This is a genomic window from Tepidicella baoligensis (assembly GCF_013432195.1).
GTDB classification, from domain to species: Bacteria; Pseudomonadota; Gammaproteobacteria; order Burkholderiales; family Burkholderiaceae_C; genus Tepidicella; species Tepidicella baoligensis.
This window is the reverse complement of record NZ_JACCDB010000007.1, coordinates 13,567-37,051: the sequence shown is the minus strand read 5'-3', so window position 1 is coordinate 37,051 and position 23,485 is coordinate 13,567. Positions and strand designations below refer to the sequence as shown.

The window sequence follows — 23,485 nt, the reverse complement described above, 5'->3', positions numbered from 1 at the left end:
CACATGACCGCAGCCTTGCGCGCACTCGCGCGCCGTCATGGCTGGATCGCGCTGACCGTGTTCCTGATCAGCAGCGTGGTGCTGGGCGGGCTCACCTGGCTGCTCGAAGCGCGGCGTATCGAAGCCCACCGCGCCACCGTGCTGGTACTCGCAGGTGACAACGCCCAAGCCCTGGAGAGCCGTATGGAACGGCTGATGTCGGCCACCTACCTGCTGTCGGCGTACGTTCGTGCCAACCAGGGCGAGGTGATCCAGTTCGAGCAGCTCGCCACCGAAATGCTGCCTTTCTACCCCGGCGTCTCTTCTCTGGGGCTGGCCCCCGGTGGCATCGTCCGCTACGCCGTTCCCCTGGAGCCCAACCGCGCCTCCATCGGCTTCAATCAGTTGGCGGACCCCGTACAGAGTCCAGAGGCATTTCTGGCCCGCGACAACGGCCGTCTGACGCTGGCCGGCCCGTTGGACCTGGTCCAGGGCGGTCTGGGTGCGGTGGGCCGCCTGCCCATTTTCCTGCCCCATCCGCATCGGCGAGGCACCGAGTTCTGGGGCTTTGCCTTCGTGACGGTGCGCTTCCCCGACGCCTTCCAGGGCACCGGGCTCGACGGCCTCACGGAACTGGGATACCGCTATGAGCTCTGGCGCGAACACCCGCAGACGCATGTCAAGCAAGTCATCGCGGCCTCTGCCGACGTACGCGCCGGCGCCACCTTGCGACAGCCGGTGGACCGGTCGGTCAAGGTCCCCAATGGAGAATGGACACTGCAGGTCGAGCCGCGCCACGGCTGGCTACAGCCCGGCCTCATCCTGATCCAGGGGCTCGCGGCTGTCGCTTTCAGCGCCATGCTCGCTGTGCTGGTCCGCCTGTTTCTGGCGCGGGGCACACAGAAGATCGCGCTGGAACACGAGGTCGTGCAACGCACCCAGGAAATCGAAGAGGCACGCAACCAGCTCCAAGCCACCCTCAACGCTGTGCCAGACATCCTGTTCGACCTCGATGCCGACGGCACCCTGCACGCTGTGCATTCCCACGAGCACCCCCTGCGCATCTACTCCACTCAAGAGATACTGGGCCGCAACATCGCCGACTTCCTGCCCTTGGAGGCGCTACAGGCCTTCCGCGACGCCATGGCAGAAGCCTCGCACGAGGGCCGATCCAGCGGCCGGCAGTACCCGATCGACGGGCCGCGCTCCCGGCAATGGTTCGAGTTGTCGATCGCCGCCAAGGGCCGTGTGCCATCTTCAAGCGACGCAGAGTCGCCGCGCTTCATCGCGCTGGCCCGTGACATCACCGCGCGCAAGGAAGCGGAGTTGAAATACCAACTCGCCGCACAGTTCTTCGCCGGCAGCAGCGAGGGCTTCGTCATCACCGACGCCGAGCAACGCATCATCCAGGTCAACCCTGCTTTCACGGCCATCACCGGCTATGCCGAGGCAGAGGTGATCGGGCAGACGCCCCGCATCCTGTCCTCGGGCCGGCACGATCCGGCGTTCTACGACGCCATGTGGCGCGAAATCGACCTCAAGGGACACTGGGAAGGCGAGGTCCGCAACCGGCGCCACAACGGGGAGGAATACCCGCAATGGCTGTCGATCAGCCGCCTCCAGGACACCGACGGTCACGCCACGCATTACATCGCCATTTTCAGCGACATCAGCCGGCGCCTGGAGCAGGAGGCCCGTATTCGGGACCTGGCCTACTACGACGGGCTCACCGGTCTGGCCAACCGATCCCTGCTGCGCGAGCGCGTGGAACACGATCTGAGCATGGCCCGCCGCCATGACACCCCACTGAGCCTGCTGTTCATCGATCTGGACCACTTCAAGCACGTCAACGATTCACTCGGCCACCAGGTAGGCGATCAGTTGCTGATCGAGGTGGCCCACCGCATCAGCGGGCTGGTGCGCGAACAGGACACCGTGGCTCGTCTGGGTGGTGACGAATTCGTGGCGGTGTTGCCCGAAACGGACACCAGCGGTGCCGCCCACGCCGCGATGGTCATCCTCAAAGCCCTCTCCCAACCTTACGTTCTGGGGCCCCATGAATTGACCGTCACACCGTCTATCGGAATCGCCGTCTTCCCCGACGATGGTGCGGACTTCGAGACCCTCTACCGCTGCGCCGACACCGCCATGTACCGCGCCAAGCAGGAAGGACGCAACCGCCACGCCTTTTTCACGCGGGAGATGCAGGCCTTGGCCATGCGCCGACTGCAGCTGGAAAACGCCCTGCGCCGGGCCATCGATCGACGGGAGCTGAGCCTGCATTACCAGCCTCAGATCGCCCTTGAGGACGGCTCGCTCGTGGGGGCCGAAGCACTGTTGCGCTGGACACATCCGGAACTCGGCAGCATTTCACCCGCGGAATTCATCCCGATCGCCGAACACACCGGACAGATCATCGCCCTCGGTGAGTGGGTGCTGCGCGAAGCCTGTGGCCAGATGCAGCAATGGCGCGATGCAGGCTTGCCGCCGCTGGTGGTGGCGGTCAACCTGTCGGCAACCCAGTTCCTACAGCCAGACCTCGTGCACCAGGTCGAACAGGTGCTGACCACTTTCGCCCTGCCGGCTCATCAGCTGGAATTGGAATTGACCGAAAGCACCGCCATGCACGATCCACAAGCGGCGATCGCCACCGTGGATGCGCTCAGGGCTCTGGGTGTCCACCTGTCGCTCGACGACTTCGGTACCGGCTACTCGTCGCTCAACCATCTCAAGCGGTTCCGGATCGGCAAGCTCAAGATCGACCAGTCTTTCATCCGCGATCTGCCCAGCGATACGGAGGACGCCGGCATCGTCGAGACCATCATCCAGATGGCGCGCAGCCTCGGCCTGAAGACCATCGCCGAAGGCGTGGAAACCGAGGCGCAGCGCGACTTTCTGCAGCGCCGCGGCTGCGACCAGATGCAGGGTTACTTGCTGGCGCGCCCCTTGCCCGCAAAGGACTTCGAGTCCTGGTGGCGGGCACGCTTGTCGCCCAAGGCCTGACGGCCCGGACCGCCACTGCCGGTCGGCTTGGAGAACCCGACACGGGCTGCCTCTGCGGCCCCGCGGGCGTGATGAGGCGCAGCCCGGAAACCGCCTTCGCTGCGCAAGCCCCCTTCGTTGCGACCTGCGCCATGACGGCCGTGGCGTCCACCGCGACCGCCACGGCGATCGTCGTTGAACTCATAGACCGGCTTGCGCGGCTCCAGACCGGGAATGGTCTGCGTCTCGATGCGCTGCTGGCTGAAGGCCTCGATCTCGCCGATCTTGCGGCGGTCGCGGAACTCGGCCATGGTCACGGCCAGGCCCTGACGACCCGCACGGCCGGTGCGGCCGATGCGGTGGGTGTAGTCCTCGGCCTTCATGGGCAGACCGTAGTTGAACACGTGGGTGATGGTGGGCACATCGATGCCACGGGCCGCCACGTCGGTGGCCACCAAAATCTGGACCTGCCCGTTGCGCAGCGCCATCAGGCGGCGGTTGCGCAGTCCCTGGCTGAGCGCCCCATGCAGGGCCACTGCGGCAAAACCGGCCTGCTGCAAGTCACCGGCCAAAGCGTCGCACTCGATCTGGGTGCTGGCGAACACGATGGCCTGGTCGATCGAGGCATCGCGCAGCCAGTGGTCGAGCAGCTTGCGCTTGTGCTCGGGGCTGTCGCACCAGTAGAGGCGCTGCTCGATGTTGACATGGCGGTCCTGGGGGGTGTCGATCTGGACCTTTTGCGGCTCGCGCATCACGCGGGTCGCCAGCGTCTGGATGCGGGGCGCAAAGGTGGCGCTGAACATCATGGTCTGGCGGCGGCGGGCCGTCAGGCGGTTGATGTCGGCCAGGTCATCGGCAAAGCCGAGGTCCAGCATGCGGTCGGCCTCGTCCACCACCAGGAACTGGACCTGGTCGAGCTGGATCTGGCCGCTGCGCTGCAAGTCCAGCAAGCGCCCCGGCGTGGCCACCACGAGGTTGGCGTTCTGCAGTTTGGCGATCTGCATCTGGTAAGGCATGCCCCCCACCACGTTGGCGATGCGCAGGCCACGACAATGCTTGACCAGATCGATGGCGTCATGGGCCACCTGCTGGGCCAGTTCACGCGTGGGACAGAGCACCAGCGCGCCCGGCACGGCGGGCTTGAAATGGCGCGCCAGCAACGGGTTGTTGCGCTTCGGGCGCTTCGGTGCCGGCTTGCCAGCAGCCTCGGCCTCGGCCACCTGGCGATCCCAGTCGGCGCGCTCCTGCGCATCGCGGGCTGCTTGTTGCTCGATCAAGGTGTGAAGCACAGGCAGCAAAAAAGCCGCCGTCTTGCCGCTGCCGGTCTGGCTCGACACCATCAGATCGGTGTATGCGTGGCCTTCGGTATCCACCTGCATGGCCTTCGGGATCGCTGCCTGCTGAACAAGGGTGGGCTGGGTGAAGCCGAGATCGGCGACTGCCTGGAGCAGCGGCTGTGCTAAGCCGAGCGCGGCAAACGCCTCGGGGATGGCCGGTGTGGCAGCGGGAAGTTGGAAATTCAGGTTTTCTGTCATGTCGTCGGTCCATGCGCCATGAGGCGCAACAGAACTCCACGAGCACAGGCAGATATCAGCGCCTCGGTGTGCCCGATCGGTTCGTGGTGGAAAGAAACATCGACCACAAACAAATCGGCGGCACAGCGCCGCCCTCAGACGGCCCAGCGACGCATGGGATTGTGGGCGCAGGTCATGGGTAAACCCGATATTCGGCTCAAGCCGATCGCCCATCCCGCAGAGCGTGAGGCAGATGCAAGAATTCACCCCCAATTCAGGGATGAGCTTCTCATTATGCCATAGATTGAGGGTTTTCCCCCAACCCCCCATGTCTCACGCAGACAGCATGTCCACCAACAAGTGGTACAGAAGCGCAGCCAACACCGCTGTGGCCGGCACGGTCACGATCCAGGCCGCGACGATGCGCATCACCACGGAGCGCTTGACCAGCTCCTTCTTGTAGGCCTTCTTGAAGGCCTTGCGCTCCTTCTTGTCGAACGGCGCCGGTACGCTTTGCTGCACAGGCTCCAGGAGCGCCGTTTTGTGCTTGAACGCATCCGCGCGCCGCTTCATCTCCGCCAGCATGCGCTTTTTCTCGTCCACGGGCGCGGCCTCGAACCGGACCAGGTAGGCCTCCACGGCCTCTCGGTCCTCGCCCTGATGCCCGGCACGCACCACCGCCTCCATCTTGGCGTAATTGACCTTGAGCAACTCCCGCAGGAAACCCACACCGAACACCGCCCCGATCGTCACGTGGGTGGTGGACACCGGCATGCCCAGTTGCGCGGCCACGATCACCGTGATGGTGGCCGCCATGGCAATCGAGTAGGCCCGCATGCGGTCGAGCTCCGTGATCTCCTTGCCCACCGTGAGAATGAGACGTCGACCATAGAGCGCCAGCCCCACCGACAGCCCGATCGCCCCCAGGATCATGATCCACATCGGCGTCACTGCACGAGCAGCCACCGCGCCACTGGCCACGGCCTCATAGATCGCAGCAAGCGGACCGATCGCGTTGGCCACGTCGTTCGCCCCGTGGGCAAAGCTCAGCAGGGCTGCCGCGAACACCAGCGGCCAGGTGAACAGGGCGTTGACGCTGTCCTTGCTGCTGGGCAGACGCCGCGCAGCGAGGCTGATCGGCTGGCGCAGCAGCAGGTAAGCCGCCACCGCCATGGCCAGCCCTCCGATCAGCGCCACCTGAAAGCTCACCTTCATGATTTGGGAGACGCCCTTGAGCAACATGAATGTGCCGAAGGCCCAGACCATGAGAGCAACCAGCAGCGGCACCATCCGGGCCGCCGCCTGCGACATGTCGCCCTGGTAGGTGATCGTGCGCTTGATCACATAGAGAAACCCGGCCGCGATCACGCCACCCATGAGCGGCGAAATCACCCAGCTGGCCACGATGGAGCCGATGGTGCCCCAGTTGACCAGGCCCCACCCGCCGGCGGCAATACCCGCCCCCATCACCGCACCGATGATGGAGTGGGTGGTGGAGACCGGCGCCCCCAGCATGGTGGCCAGGTTCAACCAGAGCGCGCCCGCCAGCAGGGCCGCCAGCATCAGCCAGGTGAAGCGCTCAGGGTCATCGAAGGCACGGGTGTCGATGATTCCCCCCTTGATGGTGCCGACGACCTCCCCGCCTGCGACGATCGCCCCCAGGGCCTCGAACACAGCGGCGATCAAGATCGCCCAGCCCAGGGTGATGGCGCCGGAACCGACCGCCGGCCCCATGTTGTTGGCCACGTCGTTGGCGCCGATGTTCATGGCCATGTAGCCACCCACGGCCGCGGCCACGACCAGGAACCACAGTGCCTGCGTGCTCAGGCCGGGCAGGCGGGTGACATGGAAGGCCGCGTAAAGCCCGACGGCCACCAGAAACGCCACCGCAGCCGCCAACCGCAGCATCTGGCGCAGGTGTTCTTCGCCCGCTCGGGTGGCAGGCTTGAGAGGGATGTTCATGTGGTTTCGAAGTATCTGGGCCGCCGTCGCTCTGAGGGCAGGCGATCGACCATTGCGGGAAAGGATGGGGGCAGATTCAGCGCAGGAAATGTTGCCGGTAGTGCTCCAGTTCGTCAATCGACTCGTGCACATCGGCCAGCGCCGTGTGCCGTTGCTGCTTCTTGAAGGCCGCATACACCTCGGGGCGCCAGCGCTTGGCCAGCTCCTTGAGGGTGCTCACGTCCAGGTTGCGGTAATGGAAGTACCCCTCCAGCTTCGGCATGTACTTGACCAGAAAACGCCGGTCTTGGCCGATGGTGTTGCCACACATGGGGGAACCATTTTTGGGCACATAGCGCCGGATGAAGTCCAGCAATTGCTCCTCGGCGTCGGCCTCCGACAAGGTGCTGGCACGCACCTTGTCGATCAGGCCGCTCTTGCCGTGTGTCCCTTTGTTCCAGTTGTCCATGGCGTCGAGAACGGCATCGCTCTGATGGATCACCAGCACAGGCCCATCGATACGCGGTGTCAGTTGTGGGCCGGTGATGACCACCGCCACCTCGAGCAGCCGCTCTTTGTCCGGATCCAGCCCGCTCATCTCGCAATCAATCCAGACCAGATTCTGGTCGCTCTTGGTGAGTTCGGGCGGCCGCCCCGCAGCCTCAGAGGCATTGATGTGTGCATCCATGGGGCGAGATTTTCGCCGATCCCGAACGCGCCCCCATCAACTTGGCTAGACTTGTGGCCATGAATGTTGTTTCCATCTCAGCAGAGCTGCTCTGGACGGCCACTTTTTGCGTGGTCTTGCTGGCCAGCCTGCTCACCCGTCTGTGGCTGGCCAGCCGTCAGATGCGGCATGTGGCGGCCCACCGCCATGAGGTTCCCGCCCCTTTCGACCGAACGGTGGACTTGGCAGCCCATCAAAAGGCAGCCCGCTACACCCTGGCCAAGACACGGCTGGGCATGCTGGAAATGGCTCTGGGGTCCGCCATCCTGGTCGGCTGGACGCTGCTGGGTGGGCTCCAAGCCCTGCAGCAGACGTTGCTCGCCTGGATGGGCGCGGGCCTGCATCAGCAGGTCGCGCTGGTCGCCGCATTCGTGCTGATCGGTGCACTGATCGACCTGCCGCTGGCGTGGTACCGCACATTCCGACTCGAAGAACGGTTCGGCTTCAACCGCATGACTTGGCGCCTGTGGTTGGCCGATGGCATCAAGGGACTGCTGCTCGGTGCCGTCATCGGCCTGCCCATCGTGGCGCTGGTGCTGTGGCTGATGGACAGTGCCGGCCCGCTCTGGTGGCTCTTGGCCTGGATGGCATGGATGGGTTTCAACCTGCTTCTGCTGGTGCTCTACCCCAGCGTGATCGCTCCCTTGTTCAACCGCTTCGAGCCGCTGGAGGACACCACGCTGCGCCAGCGCGTCGAAGCCCTGATGGCGCGCTGCGGCTTCAGCGCCAAGGGCCTCTACGTCATGGACGGCAGCAAGCGCAGCGCCCATGCCAACGCTTACTTCACCGGCTTCGGTCCAGCCAAGCGCGTGGTGTTCTTCGACACCCTGCTGCAACAACTCACCCCCTCGGAGATCGATGCGGTCCTGGCCCACGAACTCGGGCATTTCAAACACCGTCACATCGTCCAGCGCATCGTGTTGTCGTTCGGTGTCAGCCTGTTCGGCTTCGCCCTGCTCGGTTGGGCCGCCCAACAGCCCTGGTTCTACACCGGCCTGGGGGTCACGCCCAGCCTCACCCACGGCAACAGCGCCTTGGCCCTGATCCTGTTCATGAGTGTGGTGCCGTTGTTCACCTTCTTCGTGACCCCCCTGACCAGCGCCCTGTCGCGGCGGCACGAATTCGAGGCAGATGCTTACGCTACCCAGCACGCAGACGGCCACGCCCTGGCCAGCGCGTTGCTGAAGCTGCACAAGGACAACGCCAGCACCCTCACCCCCGACCCGGTGTTCGTGCGTTTCTACTACTCTCACCCGCCGGCTGGTGAACGGCTGGCACGACTGCCCGGACCCGTAGTACCCGCATGAGTACCCACACATGAAGCCTGGCTGGAAACGAGGAACGGTGGTGGCGACCCACGGCCGCCACTGCTGGGTCGAGACCGAAACCGGAGAGCGGCGCCTGTGCCACCCGCGTGGCAAGCGCCAGACCCCCGTCGTGGGCGATCGGGTCTGGTGGCAGGCCAGCCAGGACGAAGGCACCATCGAGCAGATCGAGGAACGGCGCAACCTCCTCTATCGGCAGGACGAACTGCGGACCAAATCCTTCGCAGCCAATCTGGACCAAGTGCTCATCCTGCTGGCAGCAGAGCCGGTGTTTTCCGAGAGCCAGTTGAACCGGGCACTGATCGCTGCCCGTGCCGAACGGCTGCCGGCACTGATCGTGCTGAACAAACGCGACCTGACCGAGCCCTTCGAGCGCGCCTGGACCCGGCTGCAGCCCTACCGCGACATGGGCCAGACCGTCCTGCCCCTGTGTCTGCTCAGCGGCGAGGGGCTGGACACTTTACAGGCGCGGCTCCTGGGGCAGACCACCCTGGTGCTCGGCCCTTCAGGCACCGGCAAAAGCACTTTGGTCAACCGGCTGGTCCCGCATGCCCAGGCCGCCACCGGCGAGATCTCGAAGGCCCTGCACTCCGGCCGGCACACCACCACGAGCACCACCTGGTACTGGCTCGATCCGGATCGCCGCTCCGCGCTGATCGATTCCCCCGGCTTTCAGGAATTCGGTCTGCACCACATCCCGGTGGAGCGACTGGCGTCGCTCATGCCCGACTTCGAGCCCTATCTGGGACAGTGCCGGTTCCACAACTGCAGCCACCGCCACGAACCCGGATGCGCCGTGCTGGCCGCGATCGGCCACGGCATCCATGAACAACGCCACCGACTCTACACCGACCTGTACGAGGAATTGGCGGCCGCCCGACGCTATTGAACCGCCAAGCCGAGCGCACCACCTACCAAAATCTGGCCAACATCCCCAAGGCCAACAGCAACAACCAGAGCAGGACCGAGCGCCACACCAAACCCACCACACTGGCAAGATGCGCCAACTGGGGCGCTCGGCTGGAAGCCCCCTCCCAGCCGGCATCATCGGCCGATCCGGCCCCGGCGAGTTGACCACCCAAACGAACGTTGATCGCTCCGGCTGTGGCGGCGAGCAACACCGCATCGTTGCCCGCAGAGGCTGGACGCTCCTGGCGCCAGTTCGCGATGGCTTCCTCGAAGTTCCCCACCACCGCAAAAGCCAGCGCGGTCACACGTACCGGCAGGAAATCGATCCAGTGCCAGCCCGTGAGGGCGGCTTGCCTGGACGCGTCACTGTCCCCCGCCATCGGCGCCGTCTGCTGCCAGCGCCGGGACACGTGTTCAGCCATGCGATAGAGCACCGCACCGGCTGGCCCGAGCCCGAAAGCCGCCAACACCACGAAACACACCAGCACCCCGAACACATGCCGATGGGCGGCCACGACAGCGTGCTCGATCGCCTGCCGAAGCAATTCCTCACGCGGCAGCTCGGCCACCTCCCCGCCCTTCCAACGAGCCAGCGCGGCCCGCGCACCCGCCTCGTCGCCCGACTCCAGGGCCACGCGAATGGCCGTGAAATGGTGGCTGAATTGCCGAAACCCCAACGTGAGATAAAGCGTGAACGTCAACCAAACAAAGGCCAACAGCCCATGAATCGCCCACAACACCCCATACACCACAGCCGCGGCCAACGCAGGCCCCAGCACGGCCAGCGCCCAGGTGAGCCAGCCATGATGCGACTGTCCGGCATCGAGCGTCTGGCGCGTCCAGCGCGCCCACGAGCGCATGCCCTCGTGAATCGGGTTGTGGCGCCCCAGCGGCTTGGCCTGATCGAGCATGAGCGCCAGCAGAATCGCGAAAAAACTCATGCCGGCATCATAGCGATCGAATGGCAAGCCGCACGCGGGTGCGCCTCGGGATAACCCGAAATCATGCGCTCAGCAGGCGGTATAAATTGCGCACCATGCCCGCCGTCGCCCCCCAGATGAAACGCTCTTGACGCCCATCGTAATAGGGCATGGAAAACCATTGCCGCAGATGGCCTTCCCACAGCACCTCGTGCCGGCGATGGTGTGCTGGGTTCATCAGGTAGGCCAGCGGCACCTCGAAGGCATCGGCCACCTCATGGGGATTGGGCTGCAACGTGTGCGCCGGATCGACCAAGGCCACCACCGGCGTCACGACGAACGCCGTGCCGGTGACATATTCTGGCAAAGTCCCCAGCACCTCCACGGCATCTGGCCACAGACCCACCTCCTCCCGGGCTTCACGCAGTGCGGCAGCCACGGCATCGCTGTCGCCGGCATCGATTTTCCCGCCTGGAAAGGCGACTTGCCCAGCGTGCGTGGGCAAATGTGCCGTGCGTTGCGTCAACAGCACCGTGGGCTGCACCCGCATCACCAAGGGAATGAGCACGGCCGCGTGCATGACGGGCCGGTCGGTGAAGCGGGGCTCTTGGCGCACCTCGGGCGCCCAAGGCGGCGGCGCGCGGAACCGCTCGCGCAAGGCTTCGGGCTGGCAACGCTGGGGGCTGACCGGCGGCAGGTGATGGTCCACCCCCACGACAGGGATGGTTCGAGGATCTATCATGGCAGGACTCGACAGCAATGCACCTCATTGTGCAATGACAACACGTCAGGGAGAATTCATGAACACGTTCAAGTGTCGCCTGGGCTTCAGGCTGCTCGTCTTGGCCTTGCTGACCCAGATCGGCCTGGCCTGGTCGGCCGTGGAAGCCAACCAAGCCCCCCCTCAGGATCTCGTGGCCATCAAGGGCATCGGGCCGGCCACGAGCCAGCGCATCGTCGAGGCCCGTCGCGAGCAGCCCTTCCGCGATTGGGACGATTTCATCCGCCGAGTACGCGGCATCGGGCCCACCACCGCAGGCAAACTGTCGGCCAATGGCCTGACGGTGAACGGCACACGCTACCCCGCCGCGGCCGAGGGATCGCCGGAAGTGCTCTGGCAACCCATGGTGCCCCGCCCCTTGGAATCACCACGCTGATCCTCATGCAAGGAATGCATGAGGGCATCACCACGCGGCCTTGGACAAGTCTGCAAGCTCCTCGTAAGCTGATGGCTTGTTCACCACCACTTTGAGGTCATGAGCCTGAAACCCGAATCTGCGCACGCCCTGCCTTCTTATCTGGACCCGAGCCACCTCGGGCCGTGGGGCGATTTTCTCCAACAAGTAGACCGCGTCACCCCTTACCTGGGCAAACTCGGACGCTGGGTGGAAACCCTCAAGCGCCCCAAGCGCATCCTGATCGTGGACGTCCCCGTCCACCTGGACGATGGCCGTGTGGCCCACTACGAAGGCTACCGGGTTCAACACAACACGTCGCGAGGTCCGGGCAAAGGCGGCGTGCGCTTCCACCAAGACGTGACCCTCTCCGAGGTCATGGCGCTGGCGGCGTGGATGTCGATCAAGAACGCCGCCGTGAACGTACCCTACGGAGGCGCCAAAGGCGGTATCCGGGTGGACCCGAAGGAATTGACGGCCGCCGAGCTCGAACGCGTCACCCGCCGCTACACCAGCGAGATTGGCATCATCATCGGCCCGACCAAGGACATTCCCGCACCCGACGTCAACACCAACGAAGCCGTCATGGCCTGGATGATGGACACCTACTCGATGAACGTGGGTGAAACGGCCACCGGCGTCGTCACCGGCAAACCGATCGACCTTGGCGGCTCGCTGGGACGACGCGAAGCCACGGGCCGCGGCGTTTTCATCATCGGTCAGGAAGCGGCCCGGCGCATCGGACTGGACATTCAAGGAGCCCGTGTGACCATTCAGGGCTTCGGCAATGTGGGGGGCGTCACCGGCAAACTGTTTGCCGAAGCCGGCGCACGCATCGTCGCGGTGCAGGACCATGCCGGCACGGTGTACCACCCGGGCGGCATCGACATCCCGGCCCTGACACAGCACGTGGCCAGCACCGGCAGCGTCGCTGGCTTTCCCCATGCCGAGGCCCTGCCCACCGATCAGTTCTGGGACGTCGATTGCGACATCCTCGTCCCGGCGGCCCTGGAACGGCAGATCACCGAGGCGAATGCCGGCCGCATCCGGGCACGCATGATCATCGAAGGCGCGAACGGCCCCACCACGCCGCTGGCCGACGACATCCTCAAAGAACGCAACGTGCTCGTCATCCCCGACGTGATCGCCAACGCCGGCGGTGTGACCGTGAGTTACTTCGAATGGGTACAGGATTTCTCCAGCTTCTTCTGGAGCGAGGAGGAAATCAACGACCGCTTGGCCAGAATCATGCGCGGTGCGTTCGCAGCCATCTGGCAGGTGGCAGAGGACCATGGCGTCAGCCTGCGCACGGCCACCTTCATCGTGGCCTGCCAACGCATCCTGCATGCACGCGACCTCAGGGGTCTGTACCCCTGAGCACAGGGCTCACTGCAGGGTTTTCTTGAGCAAGGGAAGGTCGGGCAAGGGAACGATCTCGATACCTTCCTCCACCAGCTCAGCGGCCTCGCGCACCGAGGCCTGCCCCCGGATGCCACGTGCGGGTATCTCACCATGGTGCATCCGGCGGGCTTCCTCGGCAAAGCGCTCACCTACGTCTTCCGTGTGGGTAACGACATGCCGCAAGGCCTGAACAAAGGCCGCTTGAACGTCTCGTGGCCATGCCAGCTGCTCACGCGCCCCGGCAGCCGCTTCAGGATGATCGGCATGCGGGGCTGCTGCAGCGCTTGGTTGGCCCTTGCCCAAATTGAGCCGGGGCGCGGTCAGCCGCTTTTCCACATGCACCGAACCGCACACCGGGCATTCCAGCAAGCCACGGCTGCGCTGGGCGGCGTAATCGTCTTCCGACGCAAACCACCCCTCAAACACATGCCCGTGGTCACAGGCCAGATCCAGCACCTTCATAGGCCCGATTATCGTGGCTCTGCCGCCCCTTCAGCGTCGGCGCACCAGATACCGGTAAACGAAACCAGGGAATGCGAAGGTGAGGAACATCGCGGCCGTGATGGCATAGAACTCCCACCCCTGTGGGTAGATTTGCCCTTCGTGATGCTCCAAGGCCAGCCCCACGGCACCGACCACGAAATACAGCAGCAGCAATTCCAGCAGACGCACCCACAGCGGTTTACGTCCGATCTTCAAAGGCACCAGCGCCAGCACCCGGTCATTGAGGAAAGGCAAGTTGGCACAAAACAGCGCCAAACCTATGACCAACCACACGGAAAACGTCGATGTCATGACACCGCTGCTTCACTCAAGCCATCATGGCAGCGATGGCCTGAACGCACAATGCCATGAGGCCCCCCGGAACGATCCCCAGCAGCAGCACCAGCGCACCGTTCACCGACAGCACTGCCCGCACATCCAGGGGCGCCTCGATGGTGGCGGTCTGGCTCGGAGCGTCGAAATACATGACCTTGATCACGCGCAGGTAGTAAAACGCCCCGACCAGCGACATCAGCACGGCAAAGATGGCCAGCCAGAGGTGAGCGCTGCCGCCTGCTTCCAACAGGGCCTGCAACACCGACAGCTTGGCATAGAAACCCACCAGCGGCGGCACGCCCGCGAGCGAGAACATACACGCCGCCAGCACACCGGCATAGAGCGGGCTGCGCTGGTTCAGGCCCGCCAGATCGGCGATCTCCTCCGACTCGAAGCCTTGTCGGGTCAGCAGCAGCACGACACCGAAGGTGGCCAACGTGGTGAGCACGTAAGTCACCACATAGAACATGGCCGCGCTGTAGGCATTGGTCATGTTGCTGCCATCACCGCCCGCCCCGACGCCGGCCACCAGGGCCAGCAGCATGAAGCCCATCTGCGCGATGGTGGAGAAGGCGAGCATGCGCTTGAAGTTGGTCTGCGCCACGGCAGCCAGGTTGCCCACCAGCAACGACACCACCGCCAGAACCGCCAGCATCTGCTGCCAATCGAAAGCCAGGGGAACCAGCCCTTCCACCAGCAGGCGCATCACGATGGCAAAGGCCGCCAGTTTGGGCGCCCCCCCGATGAGGAGGGTGACGGCGGTCGGCGCGCCATGGTACACGTCGGGCACCCACATGTGGAAGGGAACCACACCCAACTTGAAGGCCAGACCGGCCACCACGAACACCAGGCCGAGCACCAGCACCTGGGGTTGATCGACACCCGCAGCGATGACCTGTGTCACGGTCGGGATATCGAGCGATCCGGTGGTGCCATATACCAGCGAAAGACCATACAGCAGGAAGCCGCTGGCCAGCGCACCGAGCACGAAATACTTCATCGCCGCCTCGGTGGCTTGCAAATCGTCGCGCCGCAGAGCCACCAAGGCATAGCTGGACAGGGTCAACAGCTCCAGACCGAGATAGATCACCAGGAAGTTGTGCCCGGAGATCATCACGAACATGCCCAGCAACGCCAGCATGGCCAGCGTGAACAGTTCGCCGCCCCGCAGCATGTCGCGTGCGCCGGCGTAGGAACGCCCATAGACCAGCGTCACCAGCATGGCAATGGCCGCGAAACATTTGAGCCAGTTGCCCATCGGGTCGCTCACGACCATGCCGCCGAAACCGCTCAGGGTTTCCCCGCTGGAAGCCATATAGCCGGTGAGCACGGCTACCACGGCCAGGGTCAGGAGCGTGAGGCGGTGGGTAGAACCGCGCAGGGGCGACTTGACGAACAAGTCATAGATCGCGATCACACAGGCCGCGCCCAATAGCAGCAGTTCGGGATAGACCGTGGCCCAGCTGAGACTGTCAATCATTGTGGTGCTCTTTCAAAACCAGTGGATGCGACTCAAGGCAACTTGGAAACCGCCACGTGCTGCAGCAGCTCGGTCACGGACGGCATCATCACATCGGTGAACGGCTTGGGATAGACCCCCATGTACAACACCATGATGGCCAGCAACACCATGACGAAGAACTCGCGCTTGTTGATGTCCAGCAGCGCTTTGACGTTGTCGTTGGCCACCGCGCCCAGGTAGACGCGCTTGAACATCCACAGCGAATACGAAGCGCCGAGGATGAGCGCGGTCGCAGCCCCCAAACCGACCCAGAAATTGACCTGGACCGCGCCCAAAATCACCATCCATTCGCCCACGAAACCGGCCGTACCCGGCAGGCCCGCGTTGGCCATGGTGAACAGCAGCGCAAAAGCGGCGAACTTGGGCATGGTGTTGATGACCCCGCCGTAGTCGGCGATTTCACGCGAATGCACGCGGTCGTAGAGCACGCCGATGCCCAGGAACATGGCGGCCGAGACGAAGCCGTGCGCGATCATCTGGACGATGGCTCCGGCCAAGGCCAGGTCGTTGAACAGGAAGAAGCCCAGCGACACAAAGCCCATGTGCGCCACCGACGAGTAGGCCACCAGCTTCTTCATGTCCTGCTGGACCATCGCCACCAGGCCGACGTAGATCACGGCCACCAGCGACAGGCCAATCATCAGCCCGGCCCACTCCTGGGAGGCATCGGGCAGGATGGGCAGCGAGAAACGCAGAAAACCATAGGCCCCCAACTTCAGCATGATGGCGGCCAGCACGGCGGACCCCCCGGTCGGCGCTTCCACGTGCACGTCGGGCAACCAGGTGTGCACCGGCCACATGGGAACCTTGACCGCAAAGGCCGCGAAGAAGGCAAAGAACAGCAGCGTTTGCTCGGCGCTGCTCAAAGGCAGTTGGTACCAGATGGCCAGATCGAAGGTACCCCCCGAGACGTTGTAGAGATAGATCAGCGCGATCAACAACAGCAACGAGCCGAGCAGCGTGTAGAGGAAGAACTTGAAAGCCGCGTAAATCTTGTTCGGTCCTCCCCAGATGCCGATGATGAGGTACATCGGGATCAGCGTGGCTTCGAAGAAGATGTAGAACAGCATCGCGTCGGCCGCCGCGAACACGCCGATCATCAAACCCGAGAGGATCAGGAACGCGCCCATGTACTGGTTCACGCGCTCGGTGATGGACTCCCAGCTCGCGATCACCACGATCACCGTGATGAACGCGGTCAGCAGCACCAGCCACAGCGAGATGCCGTCCACCGCCAGGTGGTAGTGAACGTTGAAGCGCTCGATCCAGACCGCCTTTTCGACGAACTGCATGGCAGCGGACCCGACCTCGAAGCCGGTGTACAGCGGAATGGTCACGGCCAGTCCGAGCAACGCACCGATAAGTGCGATCCAGCGCACCATGCCGGCGTGCTCGTCTCGACCGATCGCGAGCAGGACGACACCGAAAAGGATCGGCGTCCAGATCGCAAGGCTCAGCAAACCCATGTTCTTGTTCTCCTTATTTGGCGAGCCAGACGAAGTAGGTCATGAACGCCAGCACCCCGACGATCATCACGAAAGCGTAGTGGTAGAGGTAGCCGGTCTGCACGCGGCGCACGATACCCGCCACGAAACCGACGATCTTCCAGCTCAGGTTGACCACTGCACCTTCGATGATGCCGCGGTCTCCCCCCTTCCACAGGCCGATGCCGATGCCACGGGCGGCCTTGGCGATGATGTTTTCGTTGATCCAATCCATGTAGTACTTGTTTTCCAGGATGACCACGATCGGACGCAGCTTGCGCGCGATGGCTGCCGGCAGCGCCGGGTTGACCATGTACATGTACCAGGCCGTCAGCGCCCCGGCGGCCGCCAGATACAGCGGCGGGGTGAAGAAAGCGTGCGCGACCATGCCCAGGGGGCTGGTGAACATCGCGGCAAACTCAGCCATGGCCGGGTGTGCTTCGGTGTTCACCGTGATGGCATCGGCCAGGAAGTCGCCGAACAGCATCGGGCCGATGGTCATGTAGCCGATCACCACCGACGGGATGGCCAGCAGCAGCAGCGGCACGGTCACCACCCAGGGCGACTCGTGTGGCTTGCCGTCGCCATGGTCATCATGGTGGTGGTCGTCGTGGTGCGCGTCCGGGTTCTGGTCGTAACGCTCCTGCCCGTGGAAGACGAGGAAATAGAGACGGAACGAGTAAAACGCCGTCACGAACACGCCCGCCAGCACAGCGAAGTAGGCAAAACCCGAGGCCGGCAGGTTGCTGAAGTGCACCGCCTCGATGATGCTGTCTTTGGAATAGAAGCCCGAGAACAGCGGCGTGCCGATCAGCGCCAGCGTGCCCAGCAAGAAGGTGATCCAGGTGATGGGCATGTACTTGCGCAGCCCGCCCATCCAGCGGATATCCTGATTGTGGTGCATACCGATGATGACTGAGCCGGCCGCGAGGAACAGCAGTGCCTTGAAGAAGGCGTGGGTCATCAGGTGGAACACCGCCACCGAGTAGGCGGAGGCACCGAGCGCCACCGTCATGTAGCCGAGCTGCGAGAGGGTGGAATAGGCCACCACGCGCTTGATGTCGTTCTGGATGATGCCCATGAAGCCCATGAACAGCGCTGTGATGGCGCCGATCACCAGGATGAAGTTGAGCGCCGCATCCGACAGTTCATAGATGGGCGACATGCGCGCCACCATGAAGATGCCGGCCGTCACCATGGTGGCGGCGTGGATCAGGGCCGAGATGGGCGTCGGACCTTCCATGGAATCCGGCAGCCAGACGTGCAGCGGAAACTGTGCCGACTTGCCCATGGCGCCGATGAACAGGCAGATACCGATCACCGTCATCAGCATGGCGTCCTGACCGAGGATGTACCAAGGGAACTCGACTTGGGCAAGCTCGGGGAGCTTCTCGAAAATCTCGGTGTAATTGAGCGAGCCGGTGTAGGCCGCGATCAGGCCGATGCCCAAGATGAAGCCAAAGTCGCCCACCCGGTTGACCAAAAAAGCCTTCATGTTGGCAAAAATGGCCGTGGGCTTGTTGTACCAGAAGCCGATCAGCAGGTACGACACCAGCCCCACCGCCTCCCAGCCGAAGAACAGTTGCAGCAGGTTGTTGCTCATGACCAGCATGAGCATGGAGAAGGTGAACAGCGAGATGTAGGCGAAGAAGCGGTTGTAGCCTGCGTCCTCTTCCATGTAGCCAATGGTGTAGATGTGCACCATCAGCGACACGAAGGTCACCACGCACATCATCATGGCCGTGAGGCCATCGACCAGAAAGCCGATCTCCATCTTCAGGCCGCCGATGACCATCCATTCGTAAATGGTCTCGTTGAAGCGGGCGCCGTCCATGGCCACGGCCTTGAGCGTCATGGCCGAGAGGATGAACGACACCAGCACACCCAAAATGGTGAGGGAATGGCAGAGGCGGCGACCGAACCAGTTGCCGCCCAGCTTGGTGCCCAGGATGCCGGCCAATGCCGACCCCACCAGCGGCGCCAGGGGAACCGCCAGCAGCGTGCTTGCAGAAAGGCTTGTACTCATGCTTGTGAAGTCGTTGGGCCCCGAGCCTTAGCCCTTGAGCGTGTTGAGTTCGTCCACATTGATGGACGACTTGTTGCGGAACAGCAGGACGAGAATCGCCAGACCGATGGCCGACTCGGCGGCCGCGACGGTCAGGATGAAGAACACGAACACCTGGCCGTGCAGATCGCCCAGGTAGTGGGAGAACGCCACGAAGTTCATGTTCACCGCCAGCAGCATCAGCTCGATGGCCATCAGCAGCACGATCAGGTTCTTGCGGTTCAGGAAGATCCCGACCACCGACAGCGCAAACAGAATCGCGCCCAGCGACAGGAAATGCCCCAGTGTCAACGTGCTCATGCCTTGCCCTCCTCGCTGGCCGCCACTGCGGTGTCGGCGGCCTTGGGTGTGGCGGCCATCGGGACCACCACCAGCCGGTCGGCGGCCTTCACCCGCACCTGATCCCCAGGGTCGATGGCTTTGCTGTCCTTGCGCTGACGCAGCGTCAGGGCGATGGCCGCGATCATCGCAACCAGCAGGATGACGGCCGCCACCTGAATGGGCATGAGGTACTCGGAGTACAACAGCACCCCCAGTTCATAGGTGTTGGAGTGATCCGGTGCATGCATGGCGGACGTGGCGGCGAGCTCGTTGACCGTCAGGGTCGGGAACCCGACCCACAGCACGGCGATCAGTTGTGCACTGACGATGCCGCCCAAGACGGCAGCGAGTGGAAAGTGCCGCCAGAAGCCCTGACGCATGGCATCGACGTTGATGTCGAGCATCATGACCACGAACAGGAACAGCACCATCACGGCGCCCAGATAGACCAGCACCAGCGTGATGCCGAGGAACTCGGCCTTGAGCAGCAGCCACACCGCGGCGGCCTGCGAGAAGGCCAGCATCAGGTACAGCACGGCATGCACCGGATTGCGCGCCGTGATGACCTTGAACGCCGCGAACAGCAGCACGGCCGAAAAGACGTAAAAAAAGCCCGCTTGGTAATCCATGTTGTTCTGCCTGGTTTTTCAGCGGTATTTGGCGTCCGCCGCTTTGGCTGCGGCGATCTCTTTTTCGTAGCGATCGCCCACGGCCAGCAGCATGTCCTTGGTGAAATACAGGTCGCCCCGCTTTTCCCCGTGGTATTCGAGGATGTGGGTTTCCACGATGGCATCGACCGGGCAGGCCTCCTCGCAGAAGCCGCAGAAGATGCACTTGGTCAGGTCGATGTCGTAACGGGTCGTGCGGCGGGTCCCATCCTCACGCTCCGCCGACTCGATGGTGATCGCCAAGGCCGGGCACACGGCCTCACACAACTTGCAGGCGATGCAACGCTCTTCGCCATTTTCGTAACGGCGCTGGGCGTGCAGACCACGAAAGCGCGGCGACAACGGCGTCTTTTCCTCGGGAAACTGGACCGTGACCTTGCGACGCAGCGCATAACGGCCCGTCAGGGCCATACCCTTGATGAGTTCGACCAGCAAAAAGCTCTTGAAGAAATCCTTGATCGAAAAAGGCGCGACAACGGTAGCAGACATGCCGAATGCCTCCCTCAGTTCCAGATGTTCCAGGAGGTCTGCATCCAGGCCCCCACGACCAGCAACCACACCAGGGTCACCGGAATGAAGATCTTCCAGCCCAGACGCATGATCTGGTCATAGCGGAAGCGCGGGAAGGTGGCCCGGATCCAGATGAACATGGAGACGACCACAAAGGTCTTGATGCCCAGCCAGATCCAGCCGGGAATGAAATCCAGCGCGGCGACCGGCGCGTCCCAACCACCCAGGAACATCAGCACCGCGAGAATGGACACCAGCCACATGCTGGCGTATTCCGCCAGGAAGAAGATCGCAAAGCCCATGCCCGAATACTCGACCATGTGACCGGCCACGATTTCGGCCTCCCCCTCCACCACGTCGAACGGATGGCGGTTGGTTTCGGCCACGCCGGAAATCAGATAGACGATGAAAATGGGCAACAGCGGCAACCAGTTCCAGGACAGGAAGTTCAGGCCCATGTCCGCGAACATGCCGCTTTGCTGCGAGGACACGATTTCGCCCAGGTGCAGGCTGCCGGCCGTCATGACCACCACCAGGAAACAGAACCCGATGGCGATCTCGTAGCTGACCATCTGAGCCGAGGCACGCAAGGCCCCCAGGAAGGCATACTTGGAGTTCGAGGCCCAGCCCGCGATGATCACCCCATAGACCTCGATCGAGGTGATGGCCAGGATGACGAGCAAACCGGCATTGACATTGGCCAGGATGGCTTCGGGGCCGAAGGGCACGGCCACCCAGGCAGCCAAGGCCGGCATGATGGCCATGATCGGGCCCAGGCGGAACAACCCTTTGGAGGCGGCCGTCGGGCTGATCAGTTCCTTGCTCAGCAGTTTGACCGCGTCGGCGATCGGTTGCAGCAGGCCAAAGGGGCCCACCCGGTTGGGGCCCAGGCGCACCTGCATGAAGCCCAGCAGCCTGCGCTCCCATAGCGTGAGGTAAGCCACCGCGCCCATAAGCGGCGCAAGCACCGCCACGATCTTGATCAGGTTCCAGATGACGGGCCAAGCCGCCGTCTGCCACCACGGGTCGGACAGCAGGTTCAGGCCACCGTAGTACATCGCGTCGATCATGCGCACACTCCCTCTTCAGCACGCCGGGCGGCCCGGCCATCGGCGGTCAGTTGCAGCGACGGAGCACGCCGCACCAGTCCGTCGAGCTGGTAGATCGCGGCCACGCAGGGCGTGCCGGAAGTGACCTGGGTGTCGAGGGGGGCGGTGGTGCGGTTGTCGAGTCGGGTGGCATCGACGACAGCGCCATGGTCCACGCCCGGCAGGGCCTGGGCCAGCACGGCCTGCGAGGTATCGGCATCGAAACCAGGCAGGCCCAGCAGGTTGCCCAACACGCGCAACACCTTCCAAGCCGGCCGGGTTTCACCCAACGGTTTGACCACTGCGTAGAAACTTTGCAGACGCCCTTCGGCGTTGACGAAAGAGCCTGATGTTTCGGTGAACGGTGAGATCGGCAACAGCACGTCGCTCACGTCCAGATTGGTCTTGAAGGGGCTGAGGGTGACGACCATGTCGGTCTGCTTCAGACCCTGGCTGCACACGGCCGTGTCCAGCCCCGGTTCCACGTTCAACAGCAGCACGGCCTTCAGCCCACCGGTCAGCATCTGGGTGGCGTTCAGCCCCCCCTCGCCCGGCAGGGCACGCACGAGCTGCGCGCCCACGGTGTTGGCGGCTTCGGTCAGGTAACCGACACGAGCGCCGGTTTGCTCACCGATCCACTGCGCCCACGCGAGCAGGCTGGAGGCCTGCTCGTGGTGAGCAGCGGCATTGCCGAGCAAAATGGCCTTGCGTTCACCCGACAGCAAGGAACCCGCCACGGCACGGGCGTCGGCGGTGATCTCCACGTTCGCCGGTGCCGGTACGCGGTTGGCTTCGGCCACGGCGGCGGCGATACCGGCCAGCGCAAGCGCCCAGTAGCCCGGATCGGCCTGCACGGCGTTGGCCACCGGCAGCGCCCAGTCCTGGGGGGCCGCCCAGAGCGCATTCACCTGTGCCCCCTTGCGGGCAGCCTGGCGGATGCGCTGAGCAAACAAGGGGTGGTCCTTGCGGAGGTTCGAGCCCACCACCAGCACGCGGTCCAACGTTGACAGTTCGGCAATCGGCAGGCCGAGCCAGCGGGCCGAGCCGGCCGGTGCGGCATTTCCATAGTCGGCTGCGCGCAGTCGGGTATCGATGTTCTGGCTGCCCAGAGCACGCACCAGGGCACCGGCCAGGTGCAGTTCCTCGACCGTGCTGTGCGGGCTGGCCACCACGCCGATGGCCGATGCGCCCTGCTCCGACTGCACCTGCTTGAGGCCGTTGGCCACGTATTCCAGCGCGGTCTGCCAGTCGACCTCCTTCCATACGCCGCCCTGCTTGAGCATGGGCTGGGTCAAGCGGTCATCGCCATGGAGGGCCTCGTAGCTGAAGCGGTCGCGGTCGGCGATCCAGCATTCGTTGACGGCCTCGTTTTCCAGAGGCACCACACGCATGACGCGGTGATTTTTCACCTGCACGATCAGATTGGCTCCGGTGGAGTCGTGCGGGCTCACGCTCTTGCGGCGCGAGAGTTCCCAGGTGCGGGCCTGGTAACGGAAGGGTTTGCTGGTCAGCGCGCCGACCGGGCAGATGTCGATCATGTTGCCCGACAGTTCGGAGTCCACGCTCTGGCCGACGAAGGTTTCGATCTCGGAGTGCTCGCCGCGGTGCGACATGCCGAGCTCCATGACGCCAGCGATCTCCTGGCCGAATCGCACGCAGCGGGTACAGTGGATGCAGCGGCTCATCTCCTCCATGGCGATCAGCGGCCCCACGTCCTTGCGGAACACGACGCGCTTTTCTTCTTCGTAGCGGGAGGTGCCACCGCCATAGCCCACGGCCAGATCCTGGAGCTGGCATTCCCCGCCCTGGTCACAGATGGGGCAATCCAGTGGGTGGTTGATCAGCAGAAACTCCATGACCGACTGCTGCGCCTTGATCGCCTTGTCGCTCTTGGTGCGCACGATCATGCCCTGCGTGACCGGTGTGGCACAGGCCGGCATGGGTTTGGGGGCTTTTTCCACGTCCACCAGGCACATGCGGCAGTTGGCTGCGATGGACAGCTTCTTGTGGTAACAGAAGTGGGGGATGTAGGTCCCCGCCTTCTCGGCCGCATGCATCACCATGCTGCCGGGCGGAACCTCCACCTTTTTGCCGTCGAGTTCGATTTCAACCATGTTAAGCCTTTCGCTGGGCCG

20 protein-coding genes are annotated in these 23,485 nt (G+C 63.8%); 5 read left to right on the top strand and 15 right to left on the bottom strand.

Translation table 11 applies throughout. The features are described 5' to 3' along the window. Positions 1 to 3 precede the first annotated feature (3 nt). Entirely contained in the window at positions 4 to 2,982 is a 2,979-nt protein-coding gene (locus HZS63_RS08850) for a bifunctional diguanylate cyclase/phosphodiesterase (protein ID WP_180683676.1), read from the top strand. On the opposite strand, the gene HZS63_RS08845 is transcribed toward HZS63_RS08850, so the two are convergent. The 3 genes from HZS63_RS08845 to orn all read right to left on the bottom strand — a co-directional run bounded on the left by HZS63_RS08845 (position 2,907) and on the right by orn (position 7,104). Then, complete coding sequence (locus HZS63_RS08845; RefSeq protein WP_180683674.1) at positions 2,907 to 4,496, bottom strand: DEAD/DEAH box helicase; 1,590 nt, start codon at positions 4,494 to 4,496, stop codon at positions 2,907 to 2,909. The genes HZS63_RS08850 and HZS63_RS08845 overlap by 76 nt on opposite strands. A 312-nt stretch (positions 4,497 to 4,808) precedes the next feature. Further along, on the bottom strand, positions 4,809 to 6,437 hold the full coding sequence (locus HZS63_RS08840; RefSeq protein WP_180683673.1) for an inorganic phosphate transporter: 1,629 nt from the start codon (positions 6,435 to 6,437) through the stop codon (positions 4,809 to 4,811). Positions 6,438 to 6,513: 76 nt separating this feature from the next. Beyond that, entirely contained in the window at positions 6,514 to 7,104 is a 591-nt protein-coding gene (orn, locus tag HZS63_RS08835; RefSeq protein ID WP_180683671.1) for an oligoribonuclease, read from the bottom strand. A gap of 59 nt (positions 7,105 to 7,163) precedes the next feature. Here orn and HZS63_RS08830 point away from each other — a divergent pair, with 59 nt between their 5' ends. Next, positions 7,164 to 8,450, top strand: coding sequence for a M48 family metallopeptidase (locus tag HZS63_RS08830; RefSeq protein ID WP_180683669.1), 1,287 nt, complete (start codon positions 7,164 to 7,166; stop codon positions 8,448 to 8,450). A 10-nt stretch (positions 8,451 to 8,460) separates the two neighbouring features. After that, positions 8,461 to 9,357, top strand: a complete 897-nt coding sequence (gene rsgA, locus HZS63_RS08825) for a ribosome small subunit-dependent GTPase A (RefSeq protein ID WP_180683667.1) — start codon at positions 8,461 to 8,463, stop codon at positions 9,355 to 9,357. 22 nt (positions 9,358 to 9,379) lie between these two features. On the opposite strand, the gene HZS63_RS08820 is transcribed toward rsgA, so the two are convergent. Both HZS63_RS08820 and HZS63_RS08815 read right to left on the bottom strand, forming a co-directional pair. Next, complete coding sequence (locus HZS63_RS08820) at positions 9,380 to 10,318, bottom strand: CobD/CbiB family protein (RefSeq protein WP_180683666.1); 939 nt, start codon at positions 10,316 to 10,318, stop codon at positions 9,380 to 9,382. Between the two features lie 61 nt (positions 10,319 to 10,379). Beyond that, complete coding sequence (locus HZS63_RS08815) at positions 10,380 to 11,039, bottom strand: CoA pyrophosphatase (RefSeq protein ID WP_180683664.1); 660 nt, start codon at positions 11,037 to 11,039, stop codon at positions 10,380 to 10,382. Between the two features lie 58 nt (positions 11,040 to 11,097). Here HZS63_RS08815 and HZS63_RS08810 point away from each other — a divergent pair, with 58 nt between their 5' ends. Then, positions 11,098 to 11,454: a ComEA family DNA-binding protein gene (locus HZS63_RS08810; protein WP_180683662.1), complete on the top strand. Its 357-nt coding sequence runs from the start codon at positions 11,098 to 11,100 to the stop codon at positions 11,452 to 11,454. 99 nt (positions 11,455 to 11,553) lie between these two features. Beyond that, positions 11,554 to 12,849 (top strand): Glu/Leu/Phe/Val family dehydrogenase, encoded by a 1,296-nt coding sequence (locus HZS63_RS08805; RefSeq protein WP_180683661.1) that lies wholly within the window; start codon positions 11,554 to 11,556, stop codon positions 12,847 to 12,849. Between the two features lie 9 nt (positions 12,850 to 12,858). Here the strand turns inward: HZS63_RS08805 and HZS63_RS08800 are convergent, their stop codons facing one another. Genes HZS63_RS08800 through nuoG form a run of 10 tightly spaced genes read right to left on the bottom strand, consistent with a single transcriptional unit; the run spans position 12,859 to position 23,464 of the window. Next, positions 12,859 to 13,335: a DUF1178 family protein gene (locus HZS63_RS08800; protein ID WP_180683659.1), complete on the bottom strand. Its 477-nt coding sequence runs from the start codon at positions 13,333 to 13,335 to the stop codon at positions 12,859 to 12,861. Positions 13,336 to 13,365: 30 nt separating this feature from the next. Then, positions 13,366 to 13,668, bottom strand: coding sequence for a DUF2818 family protein (locus HZS63_RS08795; RefSeq protein WP_180683657.1), 303 nt, complete (start codon positions 13,666 to 13,668; stop codon positions 13,366 to 13,368). Positions 13,669 to 13,684: 16 nt separating this feature from the next. Then, the gene (gene nuoN / locus HZS63_RS08790; RefSeq protein ID WP_180683655.1) at positions 13,685 to 15,172 is read right to left on the bottom strand and encodes an NADH-quinone oxidoreductase subunit NuoN; all 1,488 of its coding nucleotides are present in this window, start codon (positions 15,170 to 15,172) and stop codon (positions 13,685 to 13,687) included. A gap of 32 nt (positions 15,173 to 15,204) precedes the next feature. Continuing rightward, the gene (locus tag HZS63_RS08785) at positions 15,205 to 16,680 is read right to left on the bottom strand and encodes an NADH-quinone oxidoreductase subunit M (protein WP_180683654.1); all 1,476 of its coding nucleotides are present in this window, start codon (positions 16,678 to 16,680) and stop codon (positions 15,205 to 15,207) included. 13 nt (positions 16,681 to 16,693) lie between these two features. Then, positions 16,694 to 18,724 (bottom strand): NADH-quinone oxidoreductase subunit L, encoded by a 2,031-nt coding sequence (gene nuoL / locus HZS63_RS08780; RefSeq protein ID WP_180683653.1) that lies wholly within the window; start codon positions 18,722 to 18,724, stop codon positions 16,694 to 16,696. Positions 18,725 to 18,751: 27 nt separating this feature from the next. Continuing rightward, entirely contained in the window at positions 18,752 to 19,063 is a 312-nt protein-coding gene (gene nuoK / locus HZS63_RS08775; RefSeq protein ID WP_180683651.1) for an NADH-quinone oxidoreductase subunit NuoK, read from the bottom strand. Further along, the gene (locus HZS63_RS08770; protein WP_180683650.1) at positions 19,060 to 19,713 is read right to left on the bottom strand and encodes an NADH-quinone oxidoreductase subunit J; all 654 of its coding nucleotides are present in this window, start codon (positions 19,711 to 19,713) and stop codon (positions 19,060 to 19,062) included. The genes nuoK and HZS63_RS08770 overlap by 4 nt, the downstream gene beginning before the upstream one ends. A gap of 18 nt (positions 19,714 to 19,731) precedes the next feature. Then, positions 19,732 to 20,241 carry an NADH-quinone oxidoreductase subunit NuoI gene (gene nuoI / locus HZS63_RS08765; protein WP_180683649.1) on the bottom strand — a complete coding sequence of 170 codons (510 nt, stop codon included), beginning with the start codon at positions 20,239 to 20,241 and terminating at the stop codon, positions 19,732 to 19,734. A 14-nt stretch (positions 20,242 to 20,255) separates the two neighbouring features. After that, entirely contained in the window at positions 20,256 to 21,332 is a 1,077-nt protein-coding gene (nuoH, locus tag HZS63_RS08760) for an NADH-quinone oxidoreductase subunit NuoH (RefSeq protein WP_180683648.1), read from the bottom strand. Then, positions 21,329 to 23,464 carry an NADH-quinone oxidoreductase subunit NuoG gene (nuoG, locus tag HZS63_RS08755; RefSeq protein WP_180683647.1) on the bottom strand — a complete coding sequence of 712 codons (2,136 nt, stop codon included), beginning with the start codon at positions 23,462 to 23,464 and terminating at the stop codon, positions 21,329 to 21,331. The genes nuoH and nuoG overlap by 4 nt, the downstream gene beginning before the upstream one ends. Positions 23,465 to 23,485 lie beyond the last annotated feature (21 nt).